The 24633-nt window shown below is 69.1% G+C and carries 24 protein-coding genes; 19 read left to right on the top strand and 5 right to left on the bottom strand.

From position 1 onward, the window contains the following. Positions 1-14 precede the first annotated feature (14 nt). Complete coding sequence (locus ACIA58_RS33695; protein ID WP_396407885.1) at positions 15-1073, bottom strand: LacI family DNA-binding transcriptional regulator; 1059 nt, start codon at positions 1071-1073, stop codon at positions 15-17. Between the two features lie 86 nt (positions 1074-1159). On the opposite strand from ACIA58_RS33695, the gene ACIA58_RS33690 reads away from it, so the two are divergent. From ACIA58_RS33690 to ACIA58_RS33680, 3 genes are read left to right on the top strand one after another with little or no spacing between them, the layout of a single operon-like run. Further along, positions 1160-2452, top strand: a complete 1293-nt coding sequence (locus tag ACIA58_RS33690; RefSeq protein ID WP_396407884.1) for an ABC transporter substrate-binding protein — start codon at positions 1160-1162, stop codon at positions 2450-2452. Then, entirely contained in the window at positions 2452-3330 is an 879-nt protein-coding gene (locus tag ACIA58_RS33685) for a carbohydrate ABC transporter permease (RefSeq protein ID WP_396407883.1), read from the top strand. Before ACIA58_RS33690 ends, ACIA58_RS33685 begins: the two co-directional genes overlap by 1 nt. After that, positions 3327-4241, top strand: a complete 915-nt coding sequence (locus ACIA58_RS33680) for a carbohydrate ABC transporter permease (protein WP_396407882.1) — start codon at positions 3327-3329, stop codon at positions 4239-4241. The genes ACIA58_RS33685 and ACIA58_RS33680 overlap by 4 nt, the downstream gene beginning before the upstream one ends. Before the next feature lie 51 nt (positions 4242-4292). On the opposite strand, the gene ACIA58_RS33675 is transcribed toward ACIA58_RS33680, so the two are convergent. Then, complete coding sequence (locus ACIA58_RS33675; protein WP_396407881.1) at positions 4293-4655, bottom strand: hypothetical protein; 363 nt, start codon at positions 4653-4655, stop codon at positions 4293-4295. Positions 4656-4774: 119 nt separating this feature from the next. Then, the gene (locus tag ACIA58_RS33670; RefSeq protein ID WP_396407880.1) at positions 4775-5629 is read right to left on the bottom strand and encodes a phosphotransferase enzyme family protein; all 855 of its coding nucleotides are present in this window, start codon (positions 5627-5629) and stop codon (positions 4775-4777) included. A gap of 87 nt (positions 5630-5716) precedes the next feature. On the opposite strand from ACIA58_RS33670, the gene ACIA58_RS33665 reads away from it, so the two are divergent. Together ACIA58_RS33665 and ACIA58_RS33660 are read left to right on the top strand one after the other, a co-directional pair. Continuing rightward, the gene (locus tag ACIA58_RS33665; protein ID WP_396407879.1) at positions 5717-6394 is read left to right on the top strand and encodes a TetR/AcrR family transcriptional regulator; all 678 of its coding nucleotides are present in this window, start codon (positions 5717-5719) and stop codon (positions 6392-6394) included. Further along, a complete protein-coding gene (locus tag ACIA58_RS33660) occupies positions 6391-7470 on the top strand; it encodes an FAD-dependent oxidoreductase (protein ID WP_396407878.1) in 1080 nt (359 codons plus the stop codon). The genes ACIA58_RS33665 and ACIA58_RS33660 overlap by 4 nt, the downstream gene beginning before the upstream one ends. Positions 7471-7474: 4 nt before the next feature. Here the strand turns inward: ACIA58_RS33660 and ACIA58_RS33655 are convergent, their stop codons facing one another. Further along, positions 7475-7855 (bottom strand): DUF1844 domain-containing protein, encoded by a 381-nt coding sequence (locus ACIA58_RS33655; RefSeq protein ID WP_396407877.1) that lies wholly within the window; start codon positions 7853-7855, stop codon positions 7475-7477. A gap of 347 nt (positions 7856-8202) precedes the next feature. Between ACIA58_RS33655 and infC the strand changes: the two genes are divergently transcribed. The 6 genes from infC to ACIA58_RS33625 all read left to right on the top strand — a co-directional run bounded on the left by infC (position 8203) and on the right by ACIA58_RS33625 (position 12220). After that, positions 8203-8880 carry a translation initiation factor IF-3 gene (gene infC, locus ACIA58_RS33650; protein WP_396407876.1) on the top strand — a complete coding sequence of 226 codons (678 nt, stop codon included), beginning with the start codon at positions 8203-8205 and terminating at the stop codon, positions 8878-8880. A gap of 82 nt (positions 8881-8962) precedes the next feature. After that, positions 8963-9157: a 50S ribosomal protein L35 gene (gene rpmI / locus ACIA58_RS33645; protein ID WP_396407875.1), complete on the top strand. Its 195-nt coding sequence runs from the start codon at positions 8963-8965 to the stop codon at positions 9155-9157. A 79-nt stretch (positions 9158-9236) separates the two neighbouring features. Continuing rightward, the gene (gene rplT / locus ACIA58_RS33640; RefSeq protein ID WP_396407874.1) at positions 9237-9632 is read left to right on the top strand and encodes a 50S ribosomal protein L20; all 396 of its coding nucleotides are present in this window, start codon (positions 9237-9239) and stop codon (positions 9630-9632) included. Between the two features lie 20 nt (positions 9633-9652). Further along, the gene (locus ACIA58_RS33635) at positions 9653-10453 is read left to right on the top strand and encodes a TrmH family RNA methyltransferase (protein ID WP_396407873.1); all 801 of its coding nucleotides are present in this window, start codon (positions 9653-9655) and stop codon (positions 10451-10453) included. Further along, positions 10450-11343 carry a CehA/McbA family metallohydrolase gene (locus ACIA58_RS33630; RefSeq protein WP_396407872.1) on the top strand — a complete coding sequence of 298 codons (894 nt, stop codon included), beginning with the start codon at positions 10450-10452 and terminating at the stop codon, positions 11341-11343. The genes ACIA58_RS33635 and ACIA58_RS33630 overlap by 4 nt, the downstream gene beginning before the upstream one ends. Before the next feature lie 169 nt (positions 11344-11512). Further along, positions 11513-12220: a hypothetical protein gene (locus ACIA58_RS33625; protein WP_396407871.1), complete on the top strand. Its 708-nt coding sequence runs from the start codon at positions 11513-11515 to the stop codon at positions 12218-12220. On the opposite strand, the gene ACIA58_RS33620 is transcribed toward ACIA58_RS33625, so the two are convergent. Then, positions 12210-12917 (bottom strand): TetR/AcrR family transcriptional regulator, encoded by a 708-nt coding sequence (locus ACIA58_RS33620; protein ID WP_396407870.1) that lies wholly within the window; start codon positions 12915-12917, stop codon positions 12210-12212. The two genes, ACIA58_RS33625 and ACIA58_RS33620, sit on opposite strands and share 11 nt — an antisense overlap. A 55-nt stretch (positions 12918-12972) precedes the next feature. On the opposite strand from ACIA58_RS33620, the gene ACIA58_RS33615 reads away from it, so the two are divergent. The 8 genes from ACIA58_RS33615 (at position 12973) to ACIA58_RS33580 (ending at position 24610) form a co-directional block, all read left to right on the top strand. After that, entirely contained in the window at positions 12973-14523 is a 1551-nt protein-coding gene (locus ACIA58_RS33615) for an MFS transporter (protein ID WP_396407869.1), read from the top strand. Between the two features lie 51 nt (positions 14524-14574). Continuing rightward, a complete protein-coding gene (locus ACIA58_RS33610) occupies positions 14575-14901 on the top strand; it encodes a hypothetical protein (RefSeq protein WP_396407868.1) in 327 nt (108 codons plus the stop codon). Between the two features lie 69 nt (positions 14902-14970). Further along, positions 14971-15924 carry a type IV toxin-antitoxin system AbiEi family antitoxin domain-containing protein gene (locus ACIA58_RS33605; protein ID WP_396407867.1) on the top strand — a complete coding sequence of 318 codons (954 nt, stop codon included), beginning with the start codon at positions 14971-14973 and terminating at the stop codon, positions 15922-15924. A gap of 150 nt (positions 15925-16074) precedes the next feature. Next, positions 16075-17184 (top strand): phenylalanine--tRNA ligase subunit alpha, encoded by a 1110-nt coding sequence (gene pheS, locus ACIA58_RS33600; protein ID WP_396407866.1) that lies wholly within the window; start codon positions 16075-16077, stop codon positions 17182-17184. Then, the gene (locus tag ACIA58_RS33595; RefSeq protein ID WP_396407865.1) at positions 17184-19766 is read left to right on the top strand and encodes a phenylalanine--tRNA ligase subunit beta; all 2583 of its coding nucleotides are present in this window, start codon (positions 17184-17186) and stop codon (positions 19764-19766) included. Before pheS ends, ACIA58_RS33595 begins: the two co-directional genes overlap by 1 nt. A 4-nt stretch (positions 19767-19770) precedes the next feature. Further along, complete coding sequence (locus ACIA58_RS33590; RefSeq protein WP_396407864.1) at positions 19771-21312, top strand: gamma-glutamyltransferase; 1542 nt, start codon at positions 19771-19773, stop codon at positions 21310-21312. 44 nt (positions 21313-21356) lie between these two features. Next, complete coding sequence (locus tag ACIA58_RS33585) at positions 21357-22403, top strand: glycosyltransferase (RefSeq protein ID WP_396407863.1); 1047 nt, start codon at positions 21357-21359, stop codon at positions 22401-22403. Beyond that, positions 22400-24610, top strand: a complete 2211-nt coding sequence (locus tag ACIA58_RS33580) for a hypothetical protein (protein ID WP_396407862.1) — start codon at positions 22400-22402, stop codon at positions 24608-24610. The genes ACIA58_RS33585 and ACIA58_RS33580 overlap by 4 nt, the downstream gene beginning before the upstream one ends. Positions 24611-24633 lie beyond the last annotated feature (23 nt).

Raw genomic sequence — 24633 nt, 5'->3', positions numbered from 1 at the left:
GATGCTAAATCGGTTTAGGCCGTCAGGGCAACCGAGGCGTCCGGATCAGGCCGGGGAGCCGCCGGGGGAGCGGTCGACTCGCGGACGGTGAGGACCGGGTCGGAGGTGCGGCGGTTGACGACGGCGGCGGGGTCGGCGATGACTTCGAGGAGGACCTCGGCGGCCTGCCGGCCGAAGTCGAAGGTGTCGCGGGACAACGCCGTCAGGGCCGGGTGCATCAGCTGGGTGAGGATCGAGTCGTCGAACGCGACGATCGAGAGATCGCTGGGCACCGACACACCCATCTCCATCGCGACGCCCAGGCCGGCGACCGCCATCACGTCGCTGTCGTAGACGATCGCGGTCGGACGCTCCGGCTGGGACAGCAGCTTGCGCGTGATCGCGGCTCCTTCGGCGTCGCTGAAGTCCGTGGTCAGCGACGGCGCGTCGAGCAGTCCGAGGCGTGGGGCGGCGTCGCGGAGGGCCCGGATGCGGCGCTGGGTGTGCTGGAAGTTCGGCGTACCGGCGACGTGGGCGATCCGGCGGTGACCGAGCGCGGCCAGGTACTCGACGATCGACAGCATCGCGTCCCGGTCGTCGGCCCAGACCGACGCGAGCGCCCCTTTGCCGCCGCGTCCGCCGATCACCACGGCGGGCAGTTCGAGCGCTTTCAGCTCGTCGATCCGCGGGTCCTTGACGGTCAGGTCGACCAGGATCACGCCGTCGACCCGGTGCTCGGAGGCCCAGCGCCGGTACACCTCGATCTCGGCCGCGGTGTCCTCGACGATCAGCAGCTGCAGCGAGATCGACTCCGCGGACAGTCCCGACTGCACCCCGGACAGCAGGTGCGCGAAGAACGGCTCCACCCCGAGCGTCCGGGCCGGCCGCGCGATCACCATCCCGACCGAGTCGACCCTCGACGCGCCGAGCGCCCGCGCTGCGCTGTGCGGCCGCCAGCTCATCTGCTCGGCGATCTTCAGGATCCGCTCCCGGGTCGCGTCGCTGACCCCGGGCCGCCCGTTCAGCGCGAACGAGACCGCGCCCTTGGACACCCCGGCCCGGGTCGCGATGTCGGCGATCGTCGGTCTGGCCACGTGGTTCCCCTCTCACCCTTGACAGCGGATTCTACGATCCCCGATAGTGCAGGAGCTATACCGGTTTATCAAACCCAGGAGATTCCATGCGTAGACGCCGTCTGGCGCCGGTGGCCGCCCTTGCCGCCGCCGCTCTCACTCTGGCAGGTTGCGGCCTCGGATCCTCAGACTCCGGCAGCGGTGGCGCCAAGCCGACCGTCGACGCGAATGCGCAGGTGACCGGTGAGGTCAGCTTCCAGACCTGGGCGCTGAAGCCGAAGTTCACCTCGTACGTCGAGGGCGTGATCAAGGCGTTCGAGGCGAAGTACCCGGGCACGCACGTGACCTGGCTGGACCAGCCCGGCGACGGTTACGACAAGAAGGTGCTGAGCCAGGCCTCGGCCGGCCAGCTCCCGGACGTGACGAACCTGCCGCCCGACTTCGCGCTGAGCCTGGCCAAGCAGGACATGCTGCTCGACGTCGCTGCCGCCGACCCGAAGATCAAGGACGAGTACGTCGAGGGCGGCGTACAGGCGTACCAGTACCAGGGGATGGACGGGACCTTCGGCTACCCGTGGTACCTGAACACCGACATCGACTACTGGAACGCGACCAAGTTCGCCGCGGCCGGCCTGGACGCGAAGAACCCGCCGAAGACGTTCGACGAGTTGCTCGCGGCCGCCAAGGTCATGCACGACAAGACCGGCGGCAAGGAGTACCTGATGAGCCGCCTGCCGGGCATCGGTGACTTCACCAACGCCGGCATCAAGATCCTGTCCGACGACGGCAAGAAGTTCACGTTCAACACCCCCGAGGCCGCCGCGCTGCTGGACAAGTACCGCGACGCGTACAAGGCCGGCTACATGCCGCGCGACATCCTCACCCAGGAGTACCTGGGCAACTCCAAGCTCTTCACCCAGAACAAGGTCGCCTGGACCACCGGCGGCGGCAACGCGATCCAGGACTTCCAGAAGGACAACCCGTCGCTGAAGGGCAAGGTCGTCCCGTCGCCCGCGCTCGACACCCCGCCGCTGTACGTGCAGGGGCTGTCGGTCTCGGCCAAGACCAAGAACCAGGCGGCCGCGATCGCGCTGGCACGGTTCGTCACCAACGCCGAGAACCAGGCCGCGTTCGCGAAGATCGTCAACATCTTCCCGTCCACCAAGGCCTCGGCCCAGGACCCGTACTTCTCCAAGAGCGACGGCACCCCGGAGAGTGACGCGAAGGTGCTGGCGTTCCAGTCGCTGGCCAAGGCGAAGGTGCTCCAGCCGCCGGTGATCAGTGGTGCGACCAACGACTTCATCGGGCAGCAGATCTCGCTGGCGATCTCCGGCAAGATCACGTCCCAGGCGGCCCTCGACGCGGCGGTGGCGAAGGCCAACCAGCTCCTCACCCAGTAATGCGGTATCACCGTTGGTTCACCCCGTGGGTGCTGGTGATCCCAGCACTCGCGTGGTTGCTCGTCTTCAACCTGTGGCCGTCGATCAACACCGTCATCCTGTCGTTCACGAACGCCAGGCCGATCGGCGGCGGCACCTTCGTCGGGCTGAAGAACTTCGAGACCCTGCTGCACGACGAGCAGTTGCGCTGGGCGCTGCTGAACAGCGTCATCTACATGGTGGTCTGCCTGCCGTTCCTGACCGTCCTGCCGTTGCTGCTCGCCGTACTGGTGGAGAAGAAGCTGCCCGGTATCACGTTCTTCCGGACCGCGTTCTACACCCCGGTGGTGGCGTCGGCGGTCGTCGTGGCGCTGATCTGGCAGTGGATCCTGGACGACCGCGGGCTCGTCAACGGGCTGGCCGAGAAGCTCGGGGTCATCTCCGGGCCGTTGCCGTTCCTGTCCGACCAGTGGCTGTTGTTGCTGAGCGCAATCAGCCTGACGGTCTGGAAGGGGCTGGGGTACTACATGATCATCTACCTGGCCGCCCTCGGGAACGTCGGGCGTGAGCTGCACGAGGCGGCGGCGGTCGACGGGGCCGGGCCGTTCCGGCGGTTCGTGCACATCACCATCCCCGGCGTCCGGGGGACGATGATCCTGATCTCGATCCTGATCTCGGTGTCGGCGCTGCGGGTGTTCTCGGAGCTGTTCATCCTGAGCGGCGGCAAGGGCGGTCCGGGCGGCCGGGACAACTCGGTGGTGATGCTGATCCAGCAGTACAGCCAGGGCTTCGAGGGCAACCTCGGCTACGCGTCGGCGTTGTCGATCGTGCTGTTCTTCGTCACCGTCGTACCGATGCTCGTGCTGGCCAGGCTGAACCGCAGAGGAGCCGAGGCATGACGACCGTGACCGATCCGGTGCGTCCGGTGGACACGCCCTCGAGGGACACCCCGCCCGGCCGCCGGAAGGGATCCTTCGGGTTCAACTCGGTGTCGCCGCGGGAGAAGGTGGTCCGCTACCTGTTGCTGGCGTTCGTGCTGCTGATCACGATCGGGCCGTTCCTGTGGCAGTTGTCGACGTCGCTGAAGGGGTCCGGGGAGGACATCTACACCCGGATCCCGCGGCTGCTGCCCTCGCAGCCGACGTTCGCCCACTACAAGGAAGTCACCGACACGATCCCGGTCTGGGACTACGCGCGGAACTCGCTCGTGGTCGCCGTACTGGTTGTCGGCGGCAACGTGATCGGGGCGTCGCTGGCCGGGTTCGCGATCTCGCGGTTGCGGTTCCGGGGCCGCAAGATCGTGCTCGGGCTGTTCCTGGCGACGCTGGTGCTGCCGGGGGAGGTGACGATCATCTCGCAGTACGTGACGGTGCGGGAGTTCGGGCTGGCGAACACGCTGTTCGGTGTCGCGCTGCCCGGCATGATCGGCGCGCTGAACGTGCTGCTGATGTACAACGCGTTCCGGGCGTTGCCGTTGGAGGTCGATCAGGCCGCGATCGTCGACGGTGCGAACGCATGGCAGCGGTTCGTGTACGTCGGTCTGCCGTCCGTGCGCGGGACGATCAGCGTGATCGCGATCTTCGCCTTCATCGGCGCGTGGGACGACTTCCTCTGGCCGCTGATCGTGCTCACCGACCCGGACAAGTACACGCTGACCGTCGGCCTGCAGTACCTGTCCGGCACCTTCAGCAACAACCCCCGCCTGATCGCCGCCGGCACGATGATCGCCTTCATCCCGATCGTGATCGTGTTCGCGACGCTGCAGCGGTTCTTCTTCAAGGGGGTCGAAGAAGGCGCCGTCAAGGGATAGCAGAACCGGCTCCGACCCTTGCAGAGGCCGGAGCCGGTTGCCGTTGGCGGACTACCGCACGAGCACGATCGAGTTGATCGGCGTGAAGTCGTACGACGCGTACGCGCCGGTGAAGCGGTGCACCGGGTAGCAGTTCGTCCCGTTGTAGCCCTTGCAGATCTGGAACCCCGCCCCGCCGGTCTGGCTGTTGATCAGCACCTTGTAGCCGATGACGTTCGACAGGTTGTGGGCGCCGTAGCTGTACCAGATGTTCTTGCTCTGGATGCTGCCGTTCGGCTCCTGCAGGCAGACGGCGCCTGACGGGCAGGCCGTTGCCGTGCCGGTGGTCGCCGCGTTGGCGGTCGGCGCGAGCGCCAGGCCCGTACCGATCACAGCAGCAGCGATTCCGGCGGCAGTCATCGCGATCTTGCGCATGGTGTCATCCCCTCCGAGTGGTGGTCTCCGGTTGGAGACCGCACATCGAAAGTAGGAGACTTCCGGACCGCCGTGGGGCCCTCGAGGGCCATTTCGGCCTGGGCCGAAACGGGTTGCGATCAGTTCATCCGGGTCTCGGCGAAGTCGAGCCAGCGGGTGGTGTCGGTGGGGGTGTGGTGACGGATCGACCAGTCGACCATGCGCAGGCTCATGTGCGCCCAGTACAGCCGCAGTACGGCGGGGGCCAAAGCGTTGTCGAGCAGGTCGTCGAACCAGTCGAGGGGCAGCCGCGACTCCGCATCGAACCGTAGCGTGACCAGGCCGAACAGCCGATCTCCGCGCCCGATGCCGTCCCAGTCGACGATGCCGGTCAGCTCGCCGTGCTCGTCTACCAGCACGTTCCCGGTGTGGAAGTCGAGGTGGACCAGGTCGTCGCCGGTCATCCCGCTCGGCTCGTCGCGGCCGACCTCGCGGACCCAGTCGAGCAGTCGTCGCGTGCGAGCGTCGTACCGCTGCAGGGACTCGTGCAGGCAGAAGCCCGGTCCGCTCTCGAGCAGGTACATCGACGGGACCGGTAGGTCGGCGGCCAGACCCGCGAAGCGATCGGTCAGCGCGATCATCGACTCGAGCAGCGCGCGGTCGACCACCTGCGGCGGCCGCCCCGGCAGGCGGTCCTGGACGACACCGACCCCGCCGGTCACCTCGGTGAGCAGCTGGTACTGCGGCACCGGCAGCCCGTCCGATCGCGCCGCATCCAGGACTCTCGCCGTACGCCGCAAGTCGTCGAGAGACCCGAACCCGCGCGTGAGGACGCCCTCCCGCCCGTCGGGCCACCGGACGAACCCGGCGCCGACCTGCCCAGCGGCTGCCCGCCCCATGAACGTCAGGCCGGCGCCGGACCGCTCGTTCACCTCGACGAGCAACTGCTCGGCATCCAGCTTCGGGACCGGACCAGGGATCTCGTCGGTAGACACGGTTGCCGACCGTACCGGCCGTACCCCAACCGCACCACAGCATTCGACGAACTTGTTCGTAACGAACATGTTCGTTAGGCTGGCGATATGGACGAACCCAGGAGCAGGCGGGAGCGGCCGGCCAAGGAGGCGCTGACGCGTCGCGGGATCGTGGCGGCCGCGGTCGAGGTGATGCGGACCGAGGGCCTCGGCCGAGTCACGATGCGGCGGCTGGCCAAGGAGCTCGACACCGGGCCGGCCTCGCTGTACGTCTACTTCCGCAACACCGCCCAGCTGCACGGCGCCGTGCTCGACGAGCTGCTCGGCGCGGTGGACCTCTCGCCGGTCGACGCGGACGGCGATTGGCGAGCGCGGCTCGAGGCGGTGCTGGCGTCGTACACGCTGGTGCTGTTCGAGTATCCGAGCCTCGCGCAATCGGCCGTGACCGCACGGCCGGCGGGGGCGAACTACCTCCGCTTGGTGGAGTCGGTGCTCGCCCTGCTCGACGAGGGCGGCGTTCCACCGCGACAGGCGTCCTGGGGGATCGACCTGCTGCTGCAACTGGCCACTGCCACCGCCGCCGAGCACGCGGGCGGCGACGACCCGGAGGAGTGGAACGCGGTGGCCGACGCATTGCGTGCGGTCCAGCCGGAGACGCATCCGCGGATCGCGGCCCTGGGGGAGGACCTGCTGAGCGGTGCCGGACCGGACCGGACCTCGTGGGGCATCCGTGTGCTGATCAACGGAGTGCTGGCCACTCCACGCATAGAAGGAGAGACAGCATGATCGCGATCATCGGCGCCGGTCTGGGCGGTCTGACCCTGGCCCGCATCCTGCACGTCAACGGCATCGAGGCCGTCGTCTACGAAGCCGACCCCTCACCGACCGCCCGCACCCAGGGCGGCATGCTCGACATCCACGAGGACTCCGGCCAGCAGGCCCTGCGCGCAGCGGGGCTGTACGACGACTTCGTCCGGCTCATCCTGCCGGGCGGCGAGTCGATGAGGATCTACGACCAGCACGCCGTACTGCGCCTGTCGCACGACCACGAGGGCAGTGGCCGGCCGGAGGTGCATCGCCGCGACCTACGCGACCTGCTCCTCAACAGCCTGCCGGACGGCATGATCCGCTGGGGCTCGAAGGTCGTCGACGTGTCCGACGGACGCGAGGTGCGGCTGGCCGACGGGAGCAGCTTCACCGCCGACCTGCTCGTCGGCGCGGACGGTGCGTGGTCCAAGGTCCGGCCGCTGGTCTCCGCTGCGACCCCGGCGTACCTGGGCCTGTCGTTCGCGGAGGTGAATCTGCTCGACCCCGACGAGCGGCACCCGGAGAGCGCGGCGCTGATCGGCGGCGGCATGATGATGGCGCTCGGCGACGGCCGCGGTTTCCTCGCTCACCGTGAGCCCGACCGCTTGCACGTGTACGCGGCCGTGCGGATGGACGCGGAATGGCCGGCCGGTGACATCAGCAAGGAGGCTCTCCTGGCCGAGTTCAAGGGCTGGGACGACCGCTTCCTCCGGCTGGTGCAGGACGCCGACGGGGAGCTGACGCCGCGGGCGATCCACGCCCTGCCGGTCGGTCACCGGTGGAGCCGGGTCCCCGGCGTCACGCTTCTCGGCGACGCCGCCCATCTGATGTCGCCGTTCGCCGGCGAAGGCGCCAACCTGGCCATGCAGGACGGAGCCGAGTTGGCTGCCGCCCTGCTGGCCGGGCCGGACACCGACACCGCCCTGGCGGCGTACGAGTCGGCGCTCTTCCCGCGGGCCCAGGCCTCGGCCGCCGAGTCCGCGGCGAACCTCGAGATCTCCTTCGCGCCCGACGCCCCCGCCGGCATCCTCGACTTCTTCGCCGGTATGGGCTGACCGCCTAGCCGCGGCCGGAGGCGGCCGGGTAGACGGCGCCGGTGTACTTCTCGCCGGGGCCCTGGCCGGGCTCGTCCTGGATGGTGCTGGCTTCGCGGAAGGCGAGTTGGAGCGAGCGGAGACCGTCCTTCAAGGGCGCGGCGTGGTGGTGGCCGAGCGACGGCGCGGCGGCGTCCAGCAGGCCCGCGAGGGAGTCGATCAGCGAGCGGGCCTCGTCGAGGTCCTTGTGGTCGGGGAGGTCGGCGGCCAGGCCCAGGTTGACGGCGGCGGCGCTCATCAGGTGAAGTGCGGCGGTCGAGATGATCTCTACGGCAGGGACCTCGGCGATGTCGCGGGACGCGGTCGAAAGGGGGCCGGGCTCTGAAGTGGCATCTGCGTCGGTCATGCTGCTACTCTTACACGGCGACCGACCCGGTCTGTTGGTGACCCCTGAGTGGAATATTCAAGGGCTGCCGGTGGTTCGAGTCTAAGCGGAGGGCCACCTCCCACCCAGTCGATGAACAGTCGGCGGGTCCCGGTCAACGCTGAGACATTCTGGAGGACATCCGGAGCATCACAGCGGTTGTACGGCGTACCACCCGGAGGGGTTGGGGCGTCGTCGATCTGGGAATTGGGCCTTCGTGCGATCGCACGAGGGCCTTCGTGTTTTTCCAGCAGGTTTACGAGGGCTCGCGGATGTTCGCGAGGTGGCACAAGTACTAGTTCAATCCAGGAGGACCCATCACCACTGATTTGCGCGTCAACGAGCGCATCCGCGTTCCCGAGGTGCGACTGGTCGGACCGAACGGTGAGCAGGTTGGCATCGTCCGGATCGAGGACGCACTGCGGCTGGCCCAGGAGGCCGATCTCGACCTGGTCGAGGTCGCGGCAACCGCCCGGCCTCCGGTCTGCAAGTTGATGGATTTCGGCAAGTACAAGTACGAGACCGCGCAGAAGGCGCGCGAGTCACGCCGGAACCAGACCAACACCATCATCAAAGAGATGAAGCTGCGGCCGAAGATCGACCCGCACGACTACGAGACCAAGAAGGGTCACGTGGTCCGGTTCCTGAAGGCCGGGGACAAGGTCAAGATCACCATCATGTTCCGCGGACGTGAGCAGTCCCGGCCCGAGCTCGGGTTCCGGTTGCTGCAGCGGCTGGCCGAAGACGTGACCGAGCTCGGCTTCGTCGAGTCCTCGCCGCGCCAGGACGGCCGGAACATGATCATGGTGCTCGGACCGCACAAGAAGAAGTCCGAGGCGCGCGTGGACGTTGAAGCCGAGAAGGCGCAGCGCAAGCTCGACCGGGAGGCCGAGGAGCAGGCGGAGCGCGCGGAGCGCGCCGAGCAGGCCCAGGCCCACGAGGCCGAACGCGCCGCCGGCGTCACGAAGAAGCCGAAGGGTCCGGCCGACAACCTCGACCCGGAGTGACGTAACGCTCCGGCCGCCGAGGCAGCCGGAGCCGGTCACACCGAAGTTCGAGTCAACGAAAATAATCAGGAGCACAACAGCCATGCCGAAGATGAAGACCCACTCGGGGATGAAGAAGCGCGTCCGGATCACCGGCACGGGCAAGGTTCGCCGCGAGCAGACCGGTATCCGCCACCTCGCCGAGGCGAAGTCGTCCAAGCGCAAGCGGCGCCTGAGCGGCACCACCGAGGTCGCGCCCGCGTTCGCGAAGAAGGCCAAGAAGCTTCTCGGCATCTGAGCGGCACTCTCAACCCCCCGAACATCCCCGCCGAGTGGGTCACCTCTCTTCGGCGCAGAAATACAAGGAGTAACACCTCATGGCACGCGTGAAGCGGGCAGTCAACGCCCACAAGAAGCGTCGTACCGTACTGGAGCAGGCCAGCGGTTACCGCGGCCAGCGCTCGCGGCTGTACCGCAAGGCCAAGGAGCAGGTCACCCACTCGCTCGTCTACGCCTACCGTGACCGCAAGGCGCGCAAGGGCGACTTCCGCAAGCTGTGGATCCAGCGGATCAACGCCGCGGTCCGGGCCGAGGACCTGACCTACAACCGCTTCATCCAGGGCCTGCGCCTGGCCGAGGTCGAGGTCGACCGCAAGATCCTGGCCGACCTGGCTGTGAACGACCCGGCCGCGTTCTCCGCGCTCGTGCAGGTGGCCAAGGCCGCCCTGCCGACCGACGTGAACGCGCCGAAGGCCGACGTCTCCGCGGCCTGAGCACCACCCCGTACAACACAGTGGCGAGCCCTGGTCTGCTGACCGCACAGTCCGTGCGGATCAAGCAGGCCCGGCGGCTCGCCACTCGTGCGTTCCGGCGCAAGACCGGCCGGTTCCTGGTCGAGGGCCCGCAAGCCGTCCGGGAAGCGCTCGAGCACCGCGAGCTCGTCGTCGAGGTGTACGCCGAGCCCGAGGTTGCGGCCCGTCACCGCGACCTCCGCGACCTCGCCGCGGCGGCCGGCGTCGCGTGGTTCGAGGTCAACCGTGCCGCCGTCGAGGCGTTGAGCGAGACCGTCACCTCGCAGGGCGTCGTCGCCGTATGCTCCCTCGTCACGGTGCCGTTCACGCCGGCCGGCAAGCTGATCGCGGCCGGCGTGCAGGTCCGTGACCCCGGCAACGTCGGCACCCTGATCCGGACGGCGGACGCCGCCGGCGCCGATGCCGTAGTACTGTCCGCGGAGTCTGTCGACCCGCACAACCCGAAGGCGGTCCGGGCCAGCGTCGGCAGCATCTTCCACGTGCCCATCGCCACGGACGTCGACATCGTCCCGGCCATCCAGTCGTGGCGTGACCAGGGCCTGCAGGTGCTCGCGGCCGACGGGTACGGCGCCAGCGACCTCGACACCTGCATCGACGACGGCACCCTCGCCAAACCCACCGTCTGGCTCTTCGGCAACGAGGCCCATGGCCTTCCCGACGGCATCAACGCCGTCGTGGACCGCTCGGTGAAGGTCCCCATCTACGGCCGCGCCGAGTCGCTCAACCTCGCGACGGCTGCCGCCGTCTGCTTGTACGCATCCGCCCGAGCGCAACGCCGATGACATTCGACCTGCCGGGGCGGTTCTGGCGAGGCAACCTGCACACGCACACGAACCTCTCGGACGGCGCTCTGTCGCCGGCTGAGACCGCGCAGGTGTACCGCGCGGCGGGATACGACTTCGTGGCGATCACGGACCACTTCCGGCCGGAGTACGGCTACCCGGTGACGGACACCCGTGGCCTTCGGTCGGACGGGTTCACCACGCTGATCGGCGCCGAGCTGCACGCCCCACGCACCGAGGCCGGACAGGCGTGGCACATCGTGGCGGTCGGGCTGCCCCTGGATTTCGCGACGCCAGGAGAGAATGAGACCGGTCCGGAGCTGGCGCGACGAGCACGGGAGGCGGGGGCTTTCATCGGGATGGCCCATCCCGCGGCCTCGCTACTGACTGCGGCTGACGCCGAGAGTCTCGACGCGGCCCACTCGGTCGAGGTGTACAACGCACTCTCCGACCGCGAGAACCGCGGCGACAGCTGGCACCTCGCCGACGTCCTCCTGAACCGCGGACACCGTCTGACGACGTACGCCGCCGACGACGCCCACCTGCAACCCAAGGACCCGCCTCCGTGCCGAGCCTGGGTCCACGTCCGCGCCGAAACCCTCGCCCCGGACGCACTGCTCACCGCCCTGAAGGCCGGCCATTTCTACTCCAGCACCGGCCCCGAGCTGTACGCCGTACGCATCGAGGGCGAAAGGATCGTCGTTCGCTGCTCGCCCGCGACAAAGATCCTGCTGAGTGGCGGCAAGCCCGGCGCAGAGTTTGCCCAAGGCATCGATCTGACCGAGGGCTCGCTTCCGTTGGCGATGTTCCGCGGCACGCACTGCCGCGTCACCGTCGAGGACGCCGGCGGCGGCCGCGCCTGGACCAACCCGATCCACCTGCCGCGCTGATTGACGGCTCCAGGGTCGGCGTGTCAGCGTTGGGGCAGCGCGCGCCAGGGCGCCTCCTCTCCGCGGCAAGCACCGAGTGCACCTGGAACGAAAAGCAGGACCACATCGGCCGGTGAACCCTTCGGGACGGCCTGATTCAGCGGAGCGGGCTGTTCTGGAAGGACCGTTGATGTCGACTACGCCGCTGCCCGCGAAGGCCAGTCTCAGCCAGTTGCGCGCCCGGGCCAAGGAGCTGCGCAAGGCGGTCGCCAAGGGGCGGCCCGACGCGATCGAGCGCGTCCGCGCCCACCACCCGTCGTACGACCTGGCGAGCTTCACCCTGCGGGACGCCCAGCTGACCATCGCCCGCGAGTACGGGTCGGCCGGCTGGCCGGAACTGATGGAGAAGGTGGCCACCGAGCTGGTGGAGGGCCGCGAGCTGCACCGGTACTTCGGTGTCGAGCTCAACAACGAGACCTGGGACCTCCTCGAGCAGATCGACGAGACGAGCCCCTTGGAAGACCAGGAGCGGCTGCTGTACGGCGCGTACGCCGCCTGTCTGCACTGGCTGGAAGCCGGCAACGAGGCGAATCATGCTCGCGGAGAGCATCTGATCGCGCGGGTCGCCCTGCGCATCGGACGCGTCGACGCCGGGCTGCAGCATGCGCGGCGCTGTCTCGAACTGGTGGAGACGCACCCCGAGCAGATGGGCGACTGGGACGAGCCGTTCGCCCGCGAGGCGCTGGCCCGGGCACTGGCGGCGACTGGCCGAACAGCTGCCGCCCGCGGTGAGTTGGAGCGGGCTCGCGAACTGACGAAGCTCGTGGCGAGCGAAGGCGACCGGAAGGTGCTGGTCGAGGAGCTCGCCAAGGAGCCGTGGTTCGGGCTTACTTCTTGACCCGGGCCTGCAGGCCGTCGAGGAGCGCATCGAGGCCGAAGACGAAGTTCTCGGTGAGCTCGCCGTCCAGGTCCGTCGCGGTCCGGCGGCGGACCGACTCCTGCATCTGCGGGTAGCCGCCCGAGACGGACTGGGCCTGCTCCAGCATCTCGCTCACCCAGCTCTCCTCGGAGCGGCCGGACTTCCGGACCATCTCGCGGGTCGCGACCTCGGCGCTGACCGTGCCGAGCACGTACGACATCACGCTGCCCATGGCCAGATCGACCTCGTGCGGTGTGACGAACCCGGCCGCTCCGAACAGCACCAGACCACGCTCGCCGAGCGACATCGCGTGCGGCCCGATGCTCGGCCGGGTGTACATCACCTCGGGCAGCCACGGATGCCGCAGTACGGCGGACCGCAGGCTGTGCCCGAACAGCAGCGCCCCGCTCCGCCACCCGGCCAGCTCCGGTTCGGGTACGTCGATCTCCGCCCAGACCTCGTCGATCAACAGGTCGACGAGGTCGTCCTTGGTCGGCACGTGCCAGTAGAGGCTGGTCGCGCCGGACCCGAGCCGCGCGGCGAGCTTGCGCATGCTCAGGCCGGCGACGCCCTCCTGGTCGAGGACGAGCATCGCGGTCTTCACGATCTGCTCCCGGCTGAGCGTCTCGCGCGCGGGTGCGGCCGCCCGTTGCCGGGTCCAGATCGTTTCCCTCATGTGCCCATCCTACTAACCACTCGCACACTGTACGAGAGTGTCGTACAGTGTGCGAGTGACTAGTACACCGTTCGAGTCTGCCGAGACGCCCGCTGATCCGTCCGCTGATCCGTCCGCAGCGACCGGGCACCCGCGTCGCTGGTGGATCCTGCTGATCCTGTGCCTGAGCCTGATGGTCCTGGTCGTCGACAACACCGTCCTCAACCTGGCGATCCCGTCGCTGATGCGCGACCTGGGCGCGACGCCCGCGGACATCCAGTGGGTGATCGACGCCTACATCCTGGCGTTCGCGGGACTGCTGCTGACCGCCGGAAGCCTGTCCGACCGGTTCGGCCGGCGGAAGATGCTGCTCCTCGGCCTGGTGACCTTCGGCGTGGCCTCGCTGCTGGCGACCCTGGCCGACAACCCGTGGCAGCTGATCGCCTGCCGCTTCCTGATGGGCGTCGGCGGGTCGCTGCTGATGCCGAGCACGCTGTCACTGCTGTTCACGGTGTTCCCGCCGGAGGAGCAGCGCAAGGCGATGGCCGGCTGGTCGATGGTCGCGATGCTCGGCGTGGTGGCCGGCCCGACTGTCGGCGGCGTGCTGCTGAACCACTTCTGGTGGGGCTCGATCTTCCTGCTGAACGTGCCGATCGCCGCCCTCGCGATCATCGGGACGCTCGCCCTGATCCCGGAGTCGAAGGGCCCGGCGCGCGACGTCGACCCGGTCGGCGCGGTGCTGACGATCGTCGGCATGGCATCGATCGTGTGGGCGATCGTGTCGATCCCCGCCCACGGCTGGGGCTCCGCCCGGGTGCTTGGTGGTCTCGCTGTCGGTGTGATCGCGCTGACCGCGTTCGCGCTGTGGGAGAAGCGGAGCGAGCATCCGATGGTGCCGCTCGCCCTGTTCCGGGATCGCCGGTTCAGTGGGACGAGCTTCTCGATCGTGCTGCTGTCGTTCACCGCGGGCGGATTGCTGCTGGCGTTGACGCAGTACCTGCAGTTCGTGCTCGGGTACAGCCCGTTGAAGGCCGGGCTGGCGCTGATTCCGTACGCCGTCGCGGCGGCAGTGTTCAACGGTCTCGGCGCCGCGCTGGGCAAGAAGGTCGCGGACCGGACGCTGATCTGTCTCGGTCTGCTGATCATCGCGGGCAGCTTCGGCATCCTGACGCAGGTGTCCGACTCGACCGGGTACGGCCTGCTGATCATCGGGCTGCTGGTGATGGGCATCGGCGGTGGCCTGGCCGGACCGGCGGCGTACACGCTCCTGATGCAGGCCGTTCCGGCGGAGCACCGCGGCGTGGGGTCGGCGATGAACGACACCGTCCAGCAGACCGGCGCCGCACTGTCGGTCGCCGTACTGGGGAGTGTCCTCGCCGCGGCGTACTCGTCGGCGCTGCCGGACTCTGTCCCGGAAGCGGCCCGGAAGTCGATCGCGGACACGCTCGCGCTCGGCCCCGATTTCTTCAAGGCCGCCAAGCACGCCTTCACCGACGCGATGTCCATTTCCATGACAGTTGGTGCGATCGGAGCAGTCGCGGGTGCGGTCGTCGCGCTCGTCCTGCTGCCTCGCGGCGCGACCAAGGTGCCGGATTCCACCCCGGCAGTCGACGACGTGATGCACTGAGATCGGACGCTGACACCGGGCGCTGACACTGAGCGCTGACACGATGACCGCATGCTGCGGGGGAGCGATGCCCAGGGAACCGTCAACCTGATGCTCTCCTGCACGCTGGCGCTGATCCCGACAGCCGTCGTCACCTTCGCGATCGGCTGGCGGAGATCACACCGGTTCGTACTGAAATGGGCGCAGGCCGCCGGCGTCGTCGCCACGATCCTGGCCCTCGGGTACGTCGTGGCCGCGGCGGCCTGCCTCATCCTGGAAGACCGTGCGGCAGGACCGTCGGAGTACCCGATCTTCCTCCTGCCGGTCGGCCTCGGCGCCCTGCTGGCCGCCCTGGCGGTCCTCGGCACCATCGTCCGGGGCAGGCACAAGCTGGGCTGAGCCGGCTCTCATCCACAGCGAGAAGATCGGACCGTCCGGGGAGGGTGCGACGACTGCATCTTCTTGGGTATGGAGAGCATGGAGTCGTTCGCGGAGTTGCGTCGACGGCAGGCGGGAGCGTTCAGTCGGGAACAGGCGATTGCGCACGGGATCACCGACAAGACGATGGAGGGACGGTGCCGGGCGCGACAGTTGCAGCGGGTCCATTCAGGCGTCTACGCCGACTTCACCGGACCGCTGCTCTGGGACACCCGGATGTGGGCCGCGTGGCTGTCCTGTGGGCCGGGCGCGGCGCTGACCGGCGCGACCGCGCTCCGCGCCAACGGTGTCGGCGGGGACCGGGACGACCGGATTCATGTCGCAGTACCGCACTCCCGGCGGGTCGGTGGGCGGTCCGGGGTTGTCGTCTCTCGGCATCGTGACCTGCCCTCCCTCGTGCACTCTGCTCGCGAACCGCCGGCGCTTCGGCTGGAGCCCGCGCTGCTGATCGCAGCCACGGCGGAAAAGGACGTCTCCCGGCGGGCCGCGGTGTTGTTCGATGCTTGCCGGCAGCGCCGGACCACGCCGGCTCGGTTGCTGGCCGAGTTGGACCTGCTCCCGATGCTGCCGGGCCGCCGGGTCCTCCAGCGGATCCTGGCGGAGGCGGCCGAAGGTGTGCAGTCGTTCCTCGAGCAGACGTACCTTTGTCGTGTCGAGCGGGCCCATGGTCTGCCACGGGCCCGGCGGCAGGTCCGCGCCTCGGACGGCGGTTCGGTCGTCTATCGCGATTCGGAGTACACGCCGTACGGCGTGATCGTCGAGCTCGACGGCCGCGCGGGTCATGCCGACCCGATCAGTCGCTGGCGTGACATGACCAGGGACAACGCCGCCGTGACCACCGGCAAGGTGACGCTGTGCTTCGGATACCAGATAGTCGGCGAGCCATGCCTGGCGGCGTCCCAGGTAGCCGCGCCCCTCCACCTCCACGGCTGGCCCAACCACCCCCACCCCTGCTCCCCTTCCTGCCCCCTCCCTCCCGCCTAGCAAGGTTGGGGAGGATCCTGGCCCAAATCGGGAGCAAGATCCTCCCCGACCTGATCTTGTGGGGGAGGGGGTTGTGGACAGCCGATTCACGGTCTTGGGGTTGGGGTTTCTAGACTGCAATTCGCAGAAGTTCCGAATTGAGAGCGAGCCATGTCCGGTCCCAACACTGATTACGACCCGGTCGAAGTGACGCCGCTGCATGCCGAAGAGGTGGAGCGGACCCGCGACGAGGCGCTGACGGCGTTTACCAAGGCGGCCGACCTGGCCGCCCTGCAGGAGGCCAAGTCCACCCATCTCGGCGACAAATCGCCGATCGTGCTGGCCAACCGGGAGATCGGCGCGCTGCCGCCGCAGGCCCGCAAGGAAGCCGGTCAGCGGATCGGCGCGGCCCGGAAGGCGATCAACGAGGGCTTCGCGTCCCGGCTGGCCGTTCTCGAGGCCGAGCACGAGGAGCAGATGCTGGCCACCGAGCGGGTCGACGTCACGCTGCCGTGGCACACTCCCCAGCTCGGCGCCCGGCACCCGCTGTCGCTGATCTCCGAGCAGGTCGCGGACGTCTTCACCGCGCTCGGCTGGGACGTCGCGGAGGGGCCCGAGGTCGAGGCCGAGTGGCTCAACTTCGATGCCCTGAACTTCCAGCCCGACCACCCGGCGCGACAGATGCAGGACACCTTCTTCGTCGAGCCGGCCGGCTCCGGCAAGGTGCTGCGGACGCACACGTCACCGGTGCAGGCGCGGTCGATGCTGTCCCGCAAGCCGCCGATCTACGTGATCTGCCCGGGCCGGGTGTTCCGCACCGACGAGCTCGACGCCACGCACACGCCGGTCTTCTACCAGGTCGAGGGCCTGGTGGTGGACGAAGGCATCACGCTCGCGCATCTCAAGGGCACGCTCGACCACTTCGTCGTCTCGATGTTCGGCGAGGGCCTCGAAGCGCGCCTCCGGCCGAACTTCTTCCCCTTCACCGAGCCGTCGGCCGAGGTGGACCTGAAATGCTTCGTCTGCCGCGGCGCGTCCGTCGGCAACCCCGACCGCCCGTGCCGCACCTGTGGCAGCGAGGGCTGGATCGAGTGGGGCGGCTGCGGCGTGGTGAATCCGCGCGTCCTGCAGGCCAACGGCATCGACACCGATCGGTACTCCGGCTTCGCCTTCGGCATGGGCCTGGAGCGGACGCTGATGTTCCGCAACGGGGTCGAGGACATGCGGGACATGGTCGAGGGTGACGTGCGGTTCAGCCGCCAGTTCGGGATGGAGATCTGATGCGGGTCCCACTGTCATGGCTTCGTGAGTACGTCGACCTCCCGGCCGGGGTCACCGGCCGCGACGTCGCGGAGAAGCTGATCCGGGCCGGCCTCGAGGTCGAGACCGTCGACGAGTCCGACCTGACCGGGCCGCTCGTGGTCGGCAAGGTGCTCACGTTCGAGGACGAGCCGCAGAAGAACGGCAAGACGATCCGCTGGTGCTCGCTCGACATCGGCAAGGACGAGCCGCAGTGGGTCGTCTGCGGCGCGCACAACTTCGCGGTCGGCGATCTCGTGGTCGTCGTGCTGCCGGGTGCGGTGCTGCCCGGCGGGTTCGCGATCTCGGCCCGGAAGACGTACGGCCATGTCTCCAACGGGATGATCTGCTCGAGCGCGGAGCTCGGTCTGGGCGACGACGGCACGCACGGCATCGTCGTACTCGAGCCGGGCGAGGCCACGCCGGGCGATGACGCGATCGAGTTGCTGGCGCTGGCCGACGACGTGCTCGACATCGCGGTCACGCCGGATCGCGGGTACTGCCTGTCGATCCGTGGCGTCGCGCGCGAGGCAGCGACGGCGTACGGCGTTGCGCTGAAGGACCCGGCGGAGCTGACGCTGGACGGCTCCGGCGACAGCGGTTACCCGGTGCGGGTGGACGACGCCGAGGCGTGCAGCGTGTTCGTCACGCGGACGGTGACCGGGATCGACGCGAAGGCGTTGTCGCCGCGGTGGATGCAGAAGCGGCTGCTCGCGTCCGGGATGCGGCCGATCTCGATCGGGGTCGACGTCGCGAACTACGTGATGCTCGAGGTCGGTCAGCCGATCCACACCTACGACAAGGCGCGCCTGTCCGGCGAGATCGTCGTACGGCGGGCCAACGCCGGCGAGAAGCTGATGACGCTGGACGACCAGACCCGTGAGCTGGACGTCGAGGACCTGCTCATCACCGACGACTCCGGCGCGATCGGTGTCGCCGGGGTGATGGGCGGCGCGTCGACGGAGATCTCCGACGCGACGACGGACGTGGTGATCGAGGCCGCGCATTTCCACCCGATCGTGATCGCGCGGGCGTCGCGCCGGCACAAGCTGTCGTCGGAGGCGTCACGCCGGTTCGAGCGCGAGGTCGACCCCCGCCTTCCGAGGTACGCCGCCCAACGCGTCGCCGACCTCCTCCACGAGCACGCCGGCGGCACCATCCTCCCGGCCGAGACGGTCGTCGACACCCACCCGTCGCCGGCCCCGGTCACCCTCCGAGCCGACCACTCGGCGCGGGTGGCGGGCGCTCCGATCACGCTCGAGGAAACCGTTCGTCATCTGCAGTCTGTGGGTTGCACGGTGGAGGCCGCTCCGGCGGATGCGGTTGCTGCCCCGTTGGCTGCCGGTGTTCACGCTCCGACGTTGACCGAGGTCGGCACCACCACGATCGGCTCCACGCAGATCGAGGGTGATGATCTGCTCACCGTGACGCCGCCGTCGTGGCGGCCGGATCTGCGGGATCCCAATGACTTTGCCGAAGAGGCCATTCGGTTGTTCGGGTTCGACAACGTGCCTTCGATCCTGCCGGCTGCTCCGGGCGGGCAGGGGCTCACCGTTCCGCAGAAGCGGCGGCGGAAGATGGCCACCGCGCTGGTTGGTGCCGGGCTGACCGAAGTGGTGTCGTACCCGTTCACGGGTGAGGCCGACTTCGACGCGATGGGGTTCCCGGCCGACGACGTACGGCGTAGGACGGTCAAGCTCGTCAACCCGATCTCCGACGAGGAGCCGTCGATGCAGACGTCTCTCCTCGCGACCCTGCTGCGGACCGCCGAGCGCAACGTCGGCCGTGGTGCGACCGACCTGGCGATCTTCCAGACCGGCCTGGTCTTCCTCCCCAAGGCGGAGACCAAGCCCGCGCCGCTCCCGTCGGTCGCGCACCGACCGAGCGACGCCGAGGTCCAGTCCCTGTACGACGCTCTCCCGGACCAGCCGCTGCACGTCGGCGTCGTGCTGACCGGCTCGCTGACCCCGACCGGGTGGTGGGGCAAGGGCCGCCCGGCCGGTTGGGCCGACGCGGTGCAGATCGCCCGCCTGATCGCGTCCGCGGTCGGCGTCGAGCCGGTCGTGACAAACGTCGAGCTCGCGCCGTGGCACCCCGGCCGCTGTGCTCAGTTCGCCATCGACGGCCCCGATGGCAAGGTCGTCGGTCACGCGGGCGAGCTGCACCCGAAGGTCTGCCAGGCGTTCGGTCTGCCGGCCCGTTCCAGCGCGGTCGAGCTCGATCTCGACGCCCTGATCGCGGCCGGTCCCGAGTCGATCTCGGCGCGTCCCTTCTCGTCGTACCCGGTGGCCAAGGAGGACGTGGCGCTGATCGTCGCGGCCGACGTGTCCGCGGCGGACGTGCAGACTGCGCTGGCCGAGGGCGCGGGCGAACTGCTGGAGTCGGTCCGGCTGTTCGACGTGTACACCGGCGAGCAGATCGGCGAAGGCAAGAAGTCGCTCGCGTTCGCGCTGCGCTTCCGGGCTCCGGACCGGACCCTGAAGGAGAACGAGGTCGCCGACGCCCGGCAGGCCGCCGTCCAGGTCACCGTCGACCGCTTCAACGCCGTCCAACGGGTCGGTTGAAGTCATGAGTGGCCATCACCCCAGGGTGGCGGTGGCGGCGCCGAACGAGGCCGCCGCCGAGGCCGGGGTGCGGGTGGCCGCCGAGGGTGGCAACGCAGTGGATGCCGCCATCGCGGCCACCCTGGTCACGATGGTGAACGAGATCGGCGTGGTGTCGCCGGCCTCGGGCGGGTTCGTCACGTTGCAGGTCGCGGGTGGTGACGCGGTCACCATCGACGGCTGGGTGGAGATGCCCGGCCGCGGCCTGCCGAGCGACCGGTTCGGCCAGGGCGTCTGGGACATCACCACCGACTACGGCGGCGGGACGACGACCACCGTCGGCCACGGCTCGGTCGCCACGCCCGGCGGGATGAAGGCCCTCGACCTGGCCCACCGGCGAGCGGGCAAGGCGCCGTGGCGTGAGGTCGTCCAGCCCGCGATCGACGTCGCCCGCAACGGCTTCCCGCTGAGCCGGACGTCGGGGTACTACCTGGGCTTCACCCACGAGATCATCTTCGGCTGGCACCAACCCAGCCACGGTGTCGTCCACGACGAGGACGGCGAGGTGATCAAGGCCGGCAGCACGGTCGTGATCCCCGAGCTCGCCGAGGCGCTCGAGCTGATCGCCCGCGAGGGCGCCGAGACGATGTACACCGGCAAGCTCGCCCAGCTCCTGATCCGCGACATGTCCGCGAACGACGGCATCCTCACCGCCGAGGACCTCGCCGCGTACGAGGCCGTCGTCCGCCCGGCCCTGGTCGTCAAGCAGAACGGCTGGCGTCTGGCCACCAACCCGCCGCCGGCCGTCGGGGGAGTCGCGGCCGCCGCGATGCTCGCGCTGCTCGACGGCGTACCGGCCGACGGCAGCTGGAACCAGTCCGAGCTGGAGCGGCTCGTCGACGTGCAGCACGCAGTGCTCGGCCGACGACTCGCCGAGCTCGACGAAGAAGATGTACGCCGTCTCGAAGGCCAGAAGCTGCTCGACCTGGCCGCGGCCGGCGACCTGCGAGCGCTGACCTCACCGAGCACGGCGACGGTGTCGGTCGTCGACGACGAAGGCGATGCGTGCGCGATCACCGTCTCGTCCGGCTACGGCTCCGGCGTACTCACCCCAGGCACCGGCATCTGGCTGAACAACGCCCTCGGTGAGCAGGAGCTCCTGCACGGCGGTCCGCACAGCCTCGCCCCGGGCACCCGCCTGACCTCGAACATGGCGCCGAGCGTCGCCCGCCGCGAGAGCGACGGCGCCGTGCTCGCGATCAGCTCACCCGGTTCGGACCGGATCCCGACCGCGCTCGCCCAGGTCTACGCCCTCTACACCCATGGCGGCCTGTCGCTCCGCGAAGCCGTCGAGCACCCCCGCCTGCACGTCCGCGTCCGCGAGGACATCGTCGTCGACTACGAGGACGACCTACCGGTCTCCGGCTCGACGGCGCTGCCGACCCGTCCGATGCCGCCGCACTCCATGTACTTCGGCGGCGTCGCGGCCGCCTTCTGGGACCCGACCGACGGCCTGCTCGCCGTCGGCGACCCACGGCGCACCGGCGCGGTGGCGATCTCCCCGTAAGCGCACTAGTAAGGTCAGCCACCTCATACCCGAAAGGTGACCCGATGCGGGACCCCCACCCCGAGCTCTCCGTCGTCGTACCGATGTACGACGAGGAGGAGGTGCTGCCGATCTTCTTCGAGCGGATGCACCCGCTGCTCGACGGTCTGGGGATCACCTACGAGCTGCTTGTCGTCGACGACGGCAGCCGGGACGGGACGGCGGCCCTGCTGCTCGCCGCCGCCGAGGACTGGCCGCAGCTCCGGGTGGTCCGCCTGCTCCGCAACAGCGGTCACCAGGCTGCCCAGTCGGCCGGCTTCCGCCGCGCACGGGGCCAGTATGTCGTCACCATCGACGCCGACCTCCAGGATCCACCGGAGGTCATCGCCGAGTTCCTCCAGACGGTCGAGGACCAGGACGTCGACGTCGTGTACGGCGTCCGCTCCGACCGCTCGAGCGACTCCTGGGCGAAGCGGACCAGCGCACGGCTGTACTACCGCCTCATGTGCCGGCTGGTCGGCAAGGACATCCCGTTCGACGCGGCCGACTTCCGGCTGGTGACGCGTCGCGTGGTGGACGCGGTGAACGCGTTGCCGGACGACGGGCGCGTCTTCCGCCTGGTGATCCCGTGGCTCGGCTTCCCGAGCGCCGAGGTGCGGTACGTCCGCGCCGAGCGGGCCGCCGGCACCACGAAGTACAACTTCTCCAAGATGCTGCGGCTCGCGTTCGACAGCGTGACCGCGTTCTCCGCGGCGCCGCTGCGGCTGGCGACCTGGCTGGGGCTCCTCGGCGGTGCGATGTCCGGCCTGTTCGTCGTCGGTGCGCTGGTGATCAAGCTGACCGGCCGCAGCATCCCCGGCTGGACGTCGACCGTTCTCGCGGTCAGCGTGATCGGCGCGATCCAGTTGCTGTGTCTCGGGCTGCTGGGTGAGTACGTCGCGCGCCTGTTCCAGTCGAGTCAGCGCAGACCGCAGTTCCTCGTCGGCTACGACAGCCTCGGCGACCACGGCCATCAGGAGCCCCTGCATCAGCATCCCCAGCATCAAAGTCCGCAGCATCAAAGTCCGCAGCATCAAAGTCCGCAGCATCACAGGGCCTCGTCTGACACATGAAGCGGTTTCTTCCGTGGCTGCTGCCGATCCTGGTGGCGGCCGGCGGGTTCGTTTCGCTGGGCGACGTCGGACCGGGTCCGCTCGTCAAGTACAGCGCGTACTTCGCCTTGGCGATCGCGCTCCCCGGGACGCTACTGCTCCGCGCGGTCTGGCGCAGTACCGGTAACTGGGCCGAGGACCTCGGCCTCGGCTCGGTCGTCGGGGCGACCTGGCAGCTGATCGGCTGGGCGATCTTCACCGCGCTCGGCTGGCAACGCTGGTTGATCGTCTGGCCGGCGCTCGTCCTGGCCGGCTTCGCCATCTTCGGCCGCAGGTATTGGCGGATCGCAGACCCCGCACCGCTGCCGGTCGCGTGGACCTGGGGACTGGCTGTCTCCGCAGCGGTGATGATGGGCGCGGCGACGTTCGGCGTGATGGCGTACCACCCGATGCCGCCGAACGGCGAGGCGTACTACCCGGACCTCCTCTACCACCTGTCGATGGTGAACGAGCTGACCCGATCGCTGCCGCCCGAGATCCCGCAGGTGGTGGGGGAGCGGCTCGAGTACCACTGGTTCGCGAACGCCGACATGGCCGCCGCGGTCGACACGACCCGGCTGACTCCGACGGTCGTGCTGTTCCGGCTGTGGGTCCTGCCGTGGCTCGTTGTTTCACTGCTCGTCTGCGCGACGCTGGCACGCACCGTCAGCCGCACGTGGTGGACCGGCGTACTCGCGGCCCTGGCGTTGGCTGCGCCGCAGCTGTTCCTACTGATCGACACAAGCGTGAACCTGGCGCCACCGGTCAGTCTGCTCAGTCCGTCGCAGACGTTCGGGATGGTCGCCGGTGTCGCGGTCGCTGTGTTCCTGATCGAGCTGCTGTTCAAGGGCGGCAGCAGATGGCTCTGGCTGCTCATCGTGCCGGTCGCAGTCGTCGGCGGCGGGTCAAAGCCCACTGTGCTGCCCTTGCTGGTCGCGGCGGTCGGCCTTGCCGCCCTCTACCTGCTGGTCACGACGAGACGACTTCCGTTGCGACTGATCGGTACGACGGCCGTACTGCTCCTGGCAGGTGCACTGACCTTCCTGACAGTCGCCGGAAGCACCAGCGGATCGCGACTGCAGTTCCTCGCCGTACTGAAGTCGCTGCCCGTCTACGCGGCGGCGACCCGAGACACCACCCAACCAGGTGCCGGCGGACTGATCCTCCCGGCGCTCGCGCACGGCCATGTGATCGGCACGCTGAGCCTGCTGCTCGGTCTCCTGCTGACTCTGCAGGCGATGTCCTGGGCGGGGTTCGGCGTCGTCGGTCGCAAGGATCCGGTCGCGTGGTTCCTGCTCGGCGCGATGATCGCGGGCTGGGCCGGCTACTTGTTGATCGACCATCCGTCGGTGAGCGAGTCGTACTTCGTCTACACCGCCGCGCCGTTCAGCTTGGCCGGCGCCGGATGGTTCGCGGCGACCAGCGCGCGGGCCGCCCGTCGGCCGATCCCGATAGCGATCGCCGCCTTCGCGCTCTCGATCGTGTACGGCGGTCTGCTCGTCTGGGCCCGTGGTGTGCCGGCGGCCTCGACCGGCCGGCAGCTGTGGTTGAGCACGCGGATGTTGCTCGTCGTCCTCGGCCTCACGCTCGTACTGGTCGCCGCGTGGCGGTTGTTCTTCCGGCAGGCGGGTGGCGGCATGTTCGTCGTCCTCGTGCTGTTGTCGACGGCACCGATCAGCTCGTTCCTGCAGAGCGCCGTACGAGGAGACACCGAGAAGGCGCCGACCTATCGGGCCGCGCGATGGTGGGTCTACCCGGATGAAGCCGAGGCGGCGCTCTGGCTGGAGCAGAACTCCGCACCGACCGATGTCGTTGCGACCAACACGTGGTGCCGCCCCGCCGGTTCCACTGCGCCGGGCTGCGATACGCGTGGCTATGTCATCAGCGGGATCGCCGGCCGTCGCACGCTGATCGAGGGCTGGGCGTACACGAACCAGGCGATGGCCGAGCAAGGCGACGGCGGCCGCCGCTACACCGAGCAGCCGTCGCCGTGGCCGGACCGCGTCTCCCTCACCAACCAGGCCCTCACCGCACCGACCCCCGAAGTACTGCGACGGATGCGCGACGAGTACGGCGTCCGTTGGCTGTACGCCGACGCGCGCAACGGGCCGATCTCGCCCGCCCTCGACCAGCTCGCCGTACGCCGACACAGCATCGGCAAGGTCGTGATCTACGAACTCGGAGAGTGATTCTCCCGTAACATTGGGTCCGC

Source organism: Kribbella sp. NPDC051586 (assembly GCF_044453965.1).
GTDB lineage: Bacteria > Actinomycetota > Actinomycetes > Propionibacteriales > Kribbellaceae > Kribbella.
The sequence above is the reverse complement of the archived record's forward strand: the minus strand, read 5'-3'. Positions and strand labels throughout refer to the sequence as shown.

What these genes read in the sequence shown, in the direction of transcription:
- ACIA58_RS33690 (WP_396407884.1), top strand. Translation starts at nt 1,160, where the DNA reads ATGCGTAGACGCCGTCTGGCGCCGGTGGCCGCCCTTGCCGCCGCCGCT.
- ACIA58_RS33685 (WP_396407883.1), top strand. Translation starts at nt 2,452, where the DNA reads ATGCGGTATCACCGTTGGTTCACCCCGTGGGTGCTGGTGATCCCAGCA.
- ACIA58_RS33680 (WP_396407882.1), top strand. Translation starts at nt 3,327, where the DNA reads ATGACGACCGTGACCGATCCGGTGCGTCCGGTGGACACGCCCTCGAGG.
- ACIA58_RS33675 (WP_396407881.1), bottom strand. Translation starts at nt 4,655, where the DNA reads ATGCGCAAGATCGCGATGACTGCCGCCGGAATCGCTGCTGCTGTGATC.
- ACIA58_RS33665 (WP_396407879.1), top strand. Translation starts at nt 5,717, where the DNA reads ATGGACGAACCCAGGAGCAGGCGGGAGCGGCCGGCCAAGGAGGCGCTG.
- ACIA58_RS33660 (WP_396407878.1), top strand. Translation starts at nt 6,391, where the DNA reads ATGATCGCGATCATCGGCGCCGGTCTGGGCGGTCTGACCCTGGCCCGC.
- ACIA58_RS33655 (WP_396407877.1), bottom strand. Translation starts at nt 7,855, where the DNA reads ATGACCGACGCAGATGCCACTTCAGAGCCCGGCCCCCTTTCGACCGCG.
- rpmI (WP_396407875.1), top strand. Translation starts at nt 8,963, where the DNA reads ATGCCGAAGATGAAGACCCACTCGGGGATGAAGAAGCGCGTCCGGATC.
- rplT (WP_396407874.1), top strand. Translation starts at nt 9,237, where the DNA reads ATGGCACGCGTGAAGCGGGCAGTCAACGCCCACAAGAAGCGTCGTACC.
- ACIA58_RS33630 (WP_396407872.1), top strand. Translation starts at nt 10,450, where the DNA reads ATGACATTCGACCTGCCGGGGCGGTTCTGGCGAGGCAACCTGCACACG.
- ACIA58_RS33625 (WP_396407871.1), top strand. Translation starts at nt 11,513, where the DNA reads ATGTCGACTACGCCGCTGCCCGCGAAGGCCAGTCTCAGCCAGTTGCGC.
- ACIA58_RS33620 (WP_396407870.1), bottom strand. Translation starts at nt 12,917, where the DNA reads ATGAGGGAAACGATCTGGACCCGGCAACGGGCGGCCGCACCCGCGCGC.
- ACIA58_RS33610 (WP_396407868.1), top strand. Translation starts at nt 14,575, where the DNA reads ATGCTGCGGGGGAGCGATGCCCAGGGAACCGTCAACCTGATGCTCTCC.
- ACIA58_RS33605 (WP_396407867.1), top strand. Translation starts at nt 14,971, where the DNA reads ATGGAGAGCATGGAGTCGTTCGCGGAGTTGCGTCGACGGCAGGCGGGA.
- pheS (WP_396407866.1), top strand. Translation starts at nt 16,075, where the DNA reads ATGTCCGGTCCCAACACTGATTACGACCCGGTCGAAGTGACGCCGCTG.
- ACIA58_RS33595 (WP_396407865.1), top strand. Translation starts at nt 17,184, where the DNA reads ATGCGGGTCCCACTGTCATGGCTTCGTGAGTACGTCGACCTCCCGGCC.
- ACIA58_RS33590 (WP_396407864.1), top strand. Translation starts at nt 19,771, where the DNA reads ATGAGTGGCCATCACCCCAGGGTGGCGGTGGCGGCGCCGAACGAGGCC.
- ACIA58_RS33585 (WP_396407863.1), top strand. Translation starts at nt 21,357, where the DNA reads ATGCGGGACCCCCACCCCGAGCTCTCCGTCGTCGTACCGATGTACGAC.
- ACIA58_RS33580 (WP_396407862.1), top strand. Translation starts at nt 22,400, where the DNA reads ATGAAGCGGTTTCTTCCGTGGCTGCTGCCGATCCTGGTGGCGGCCGGC.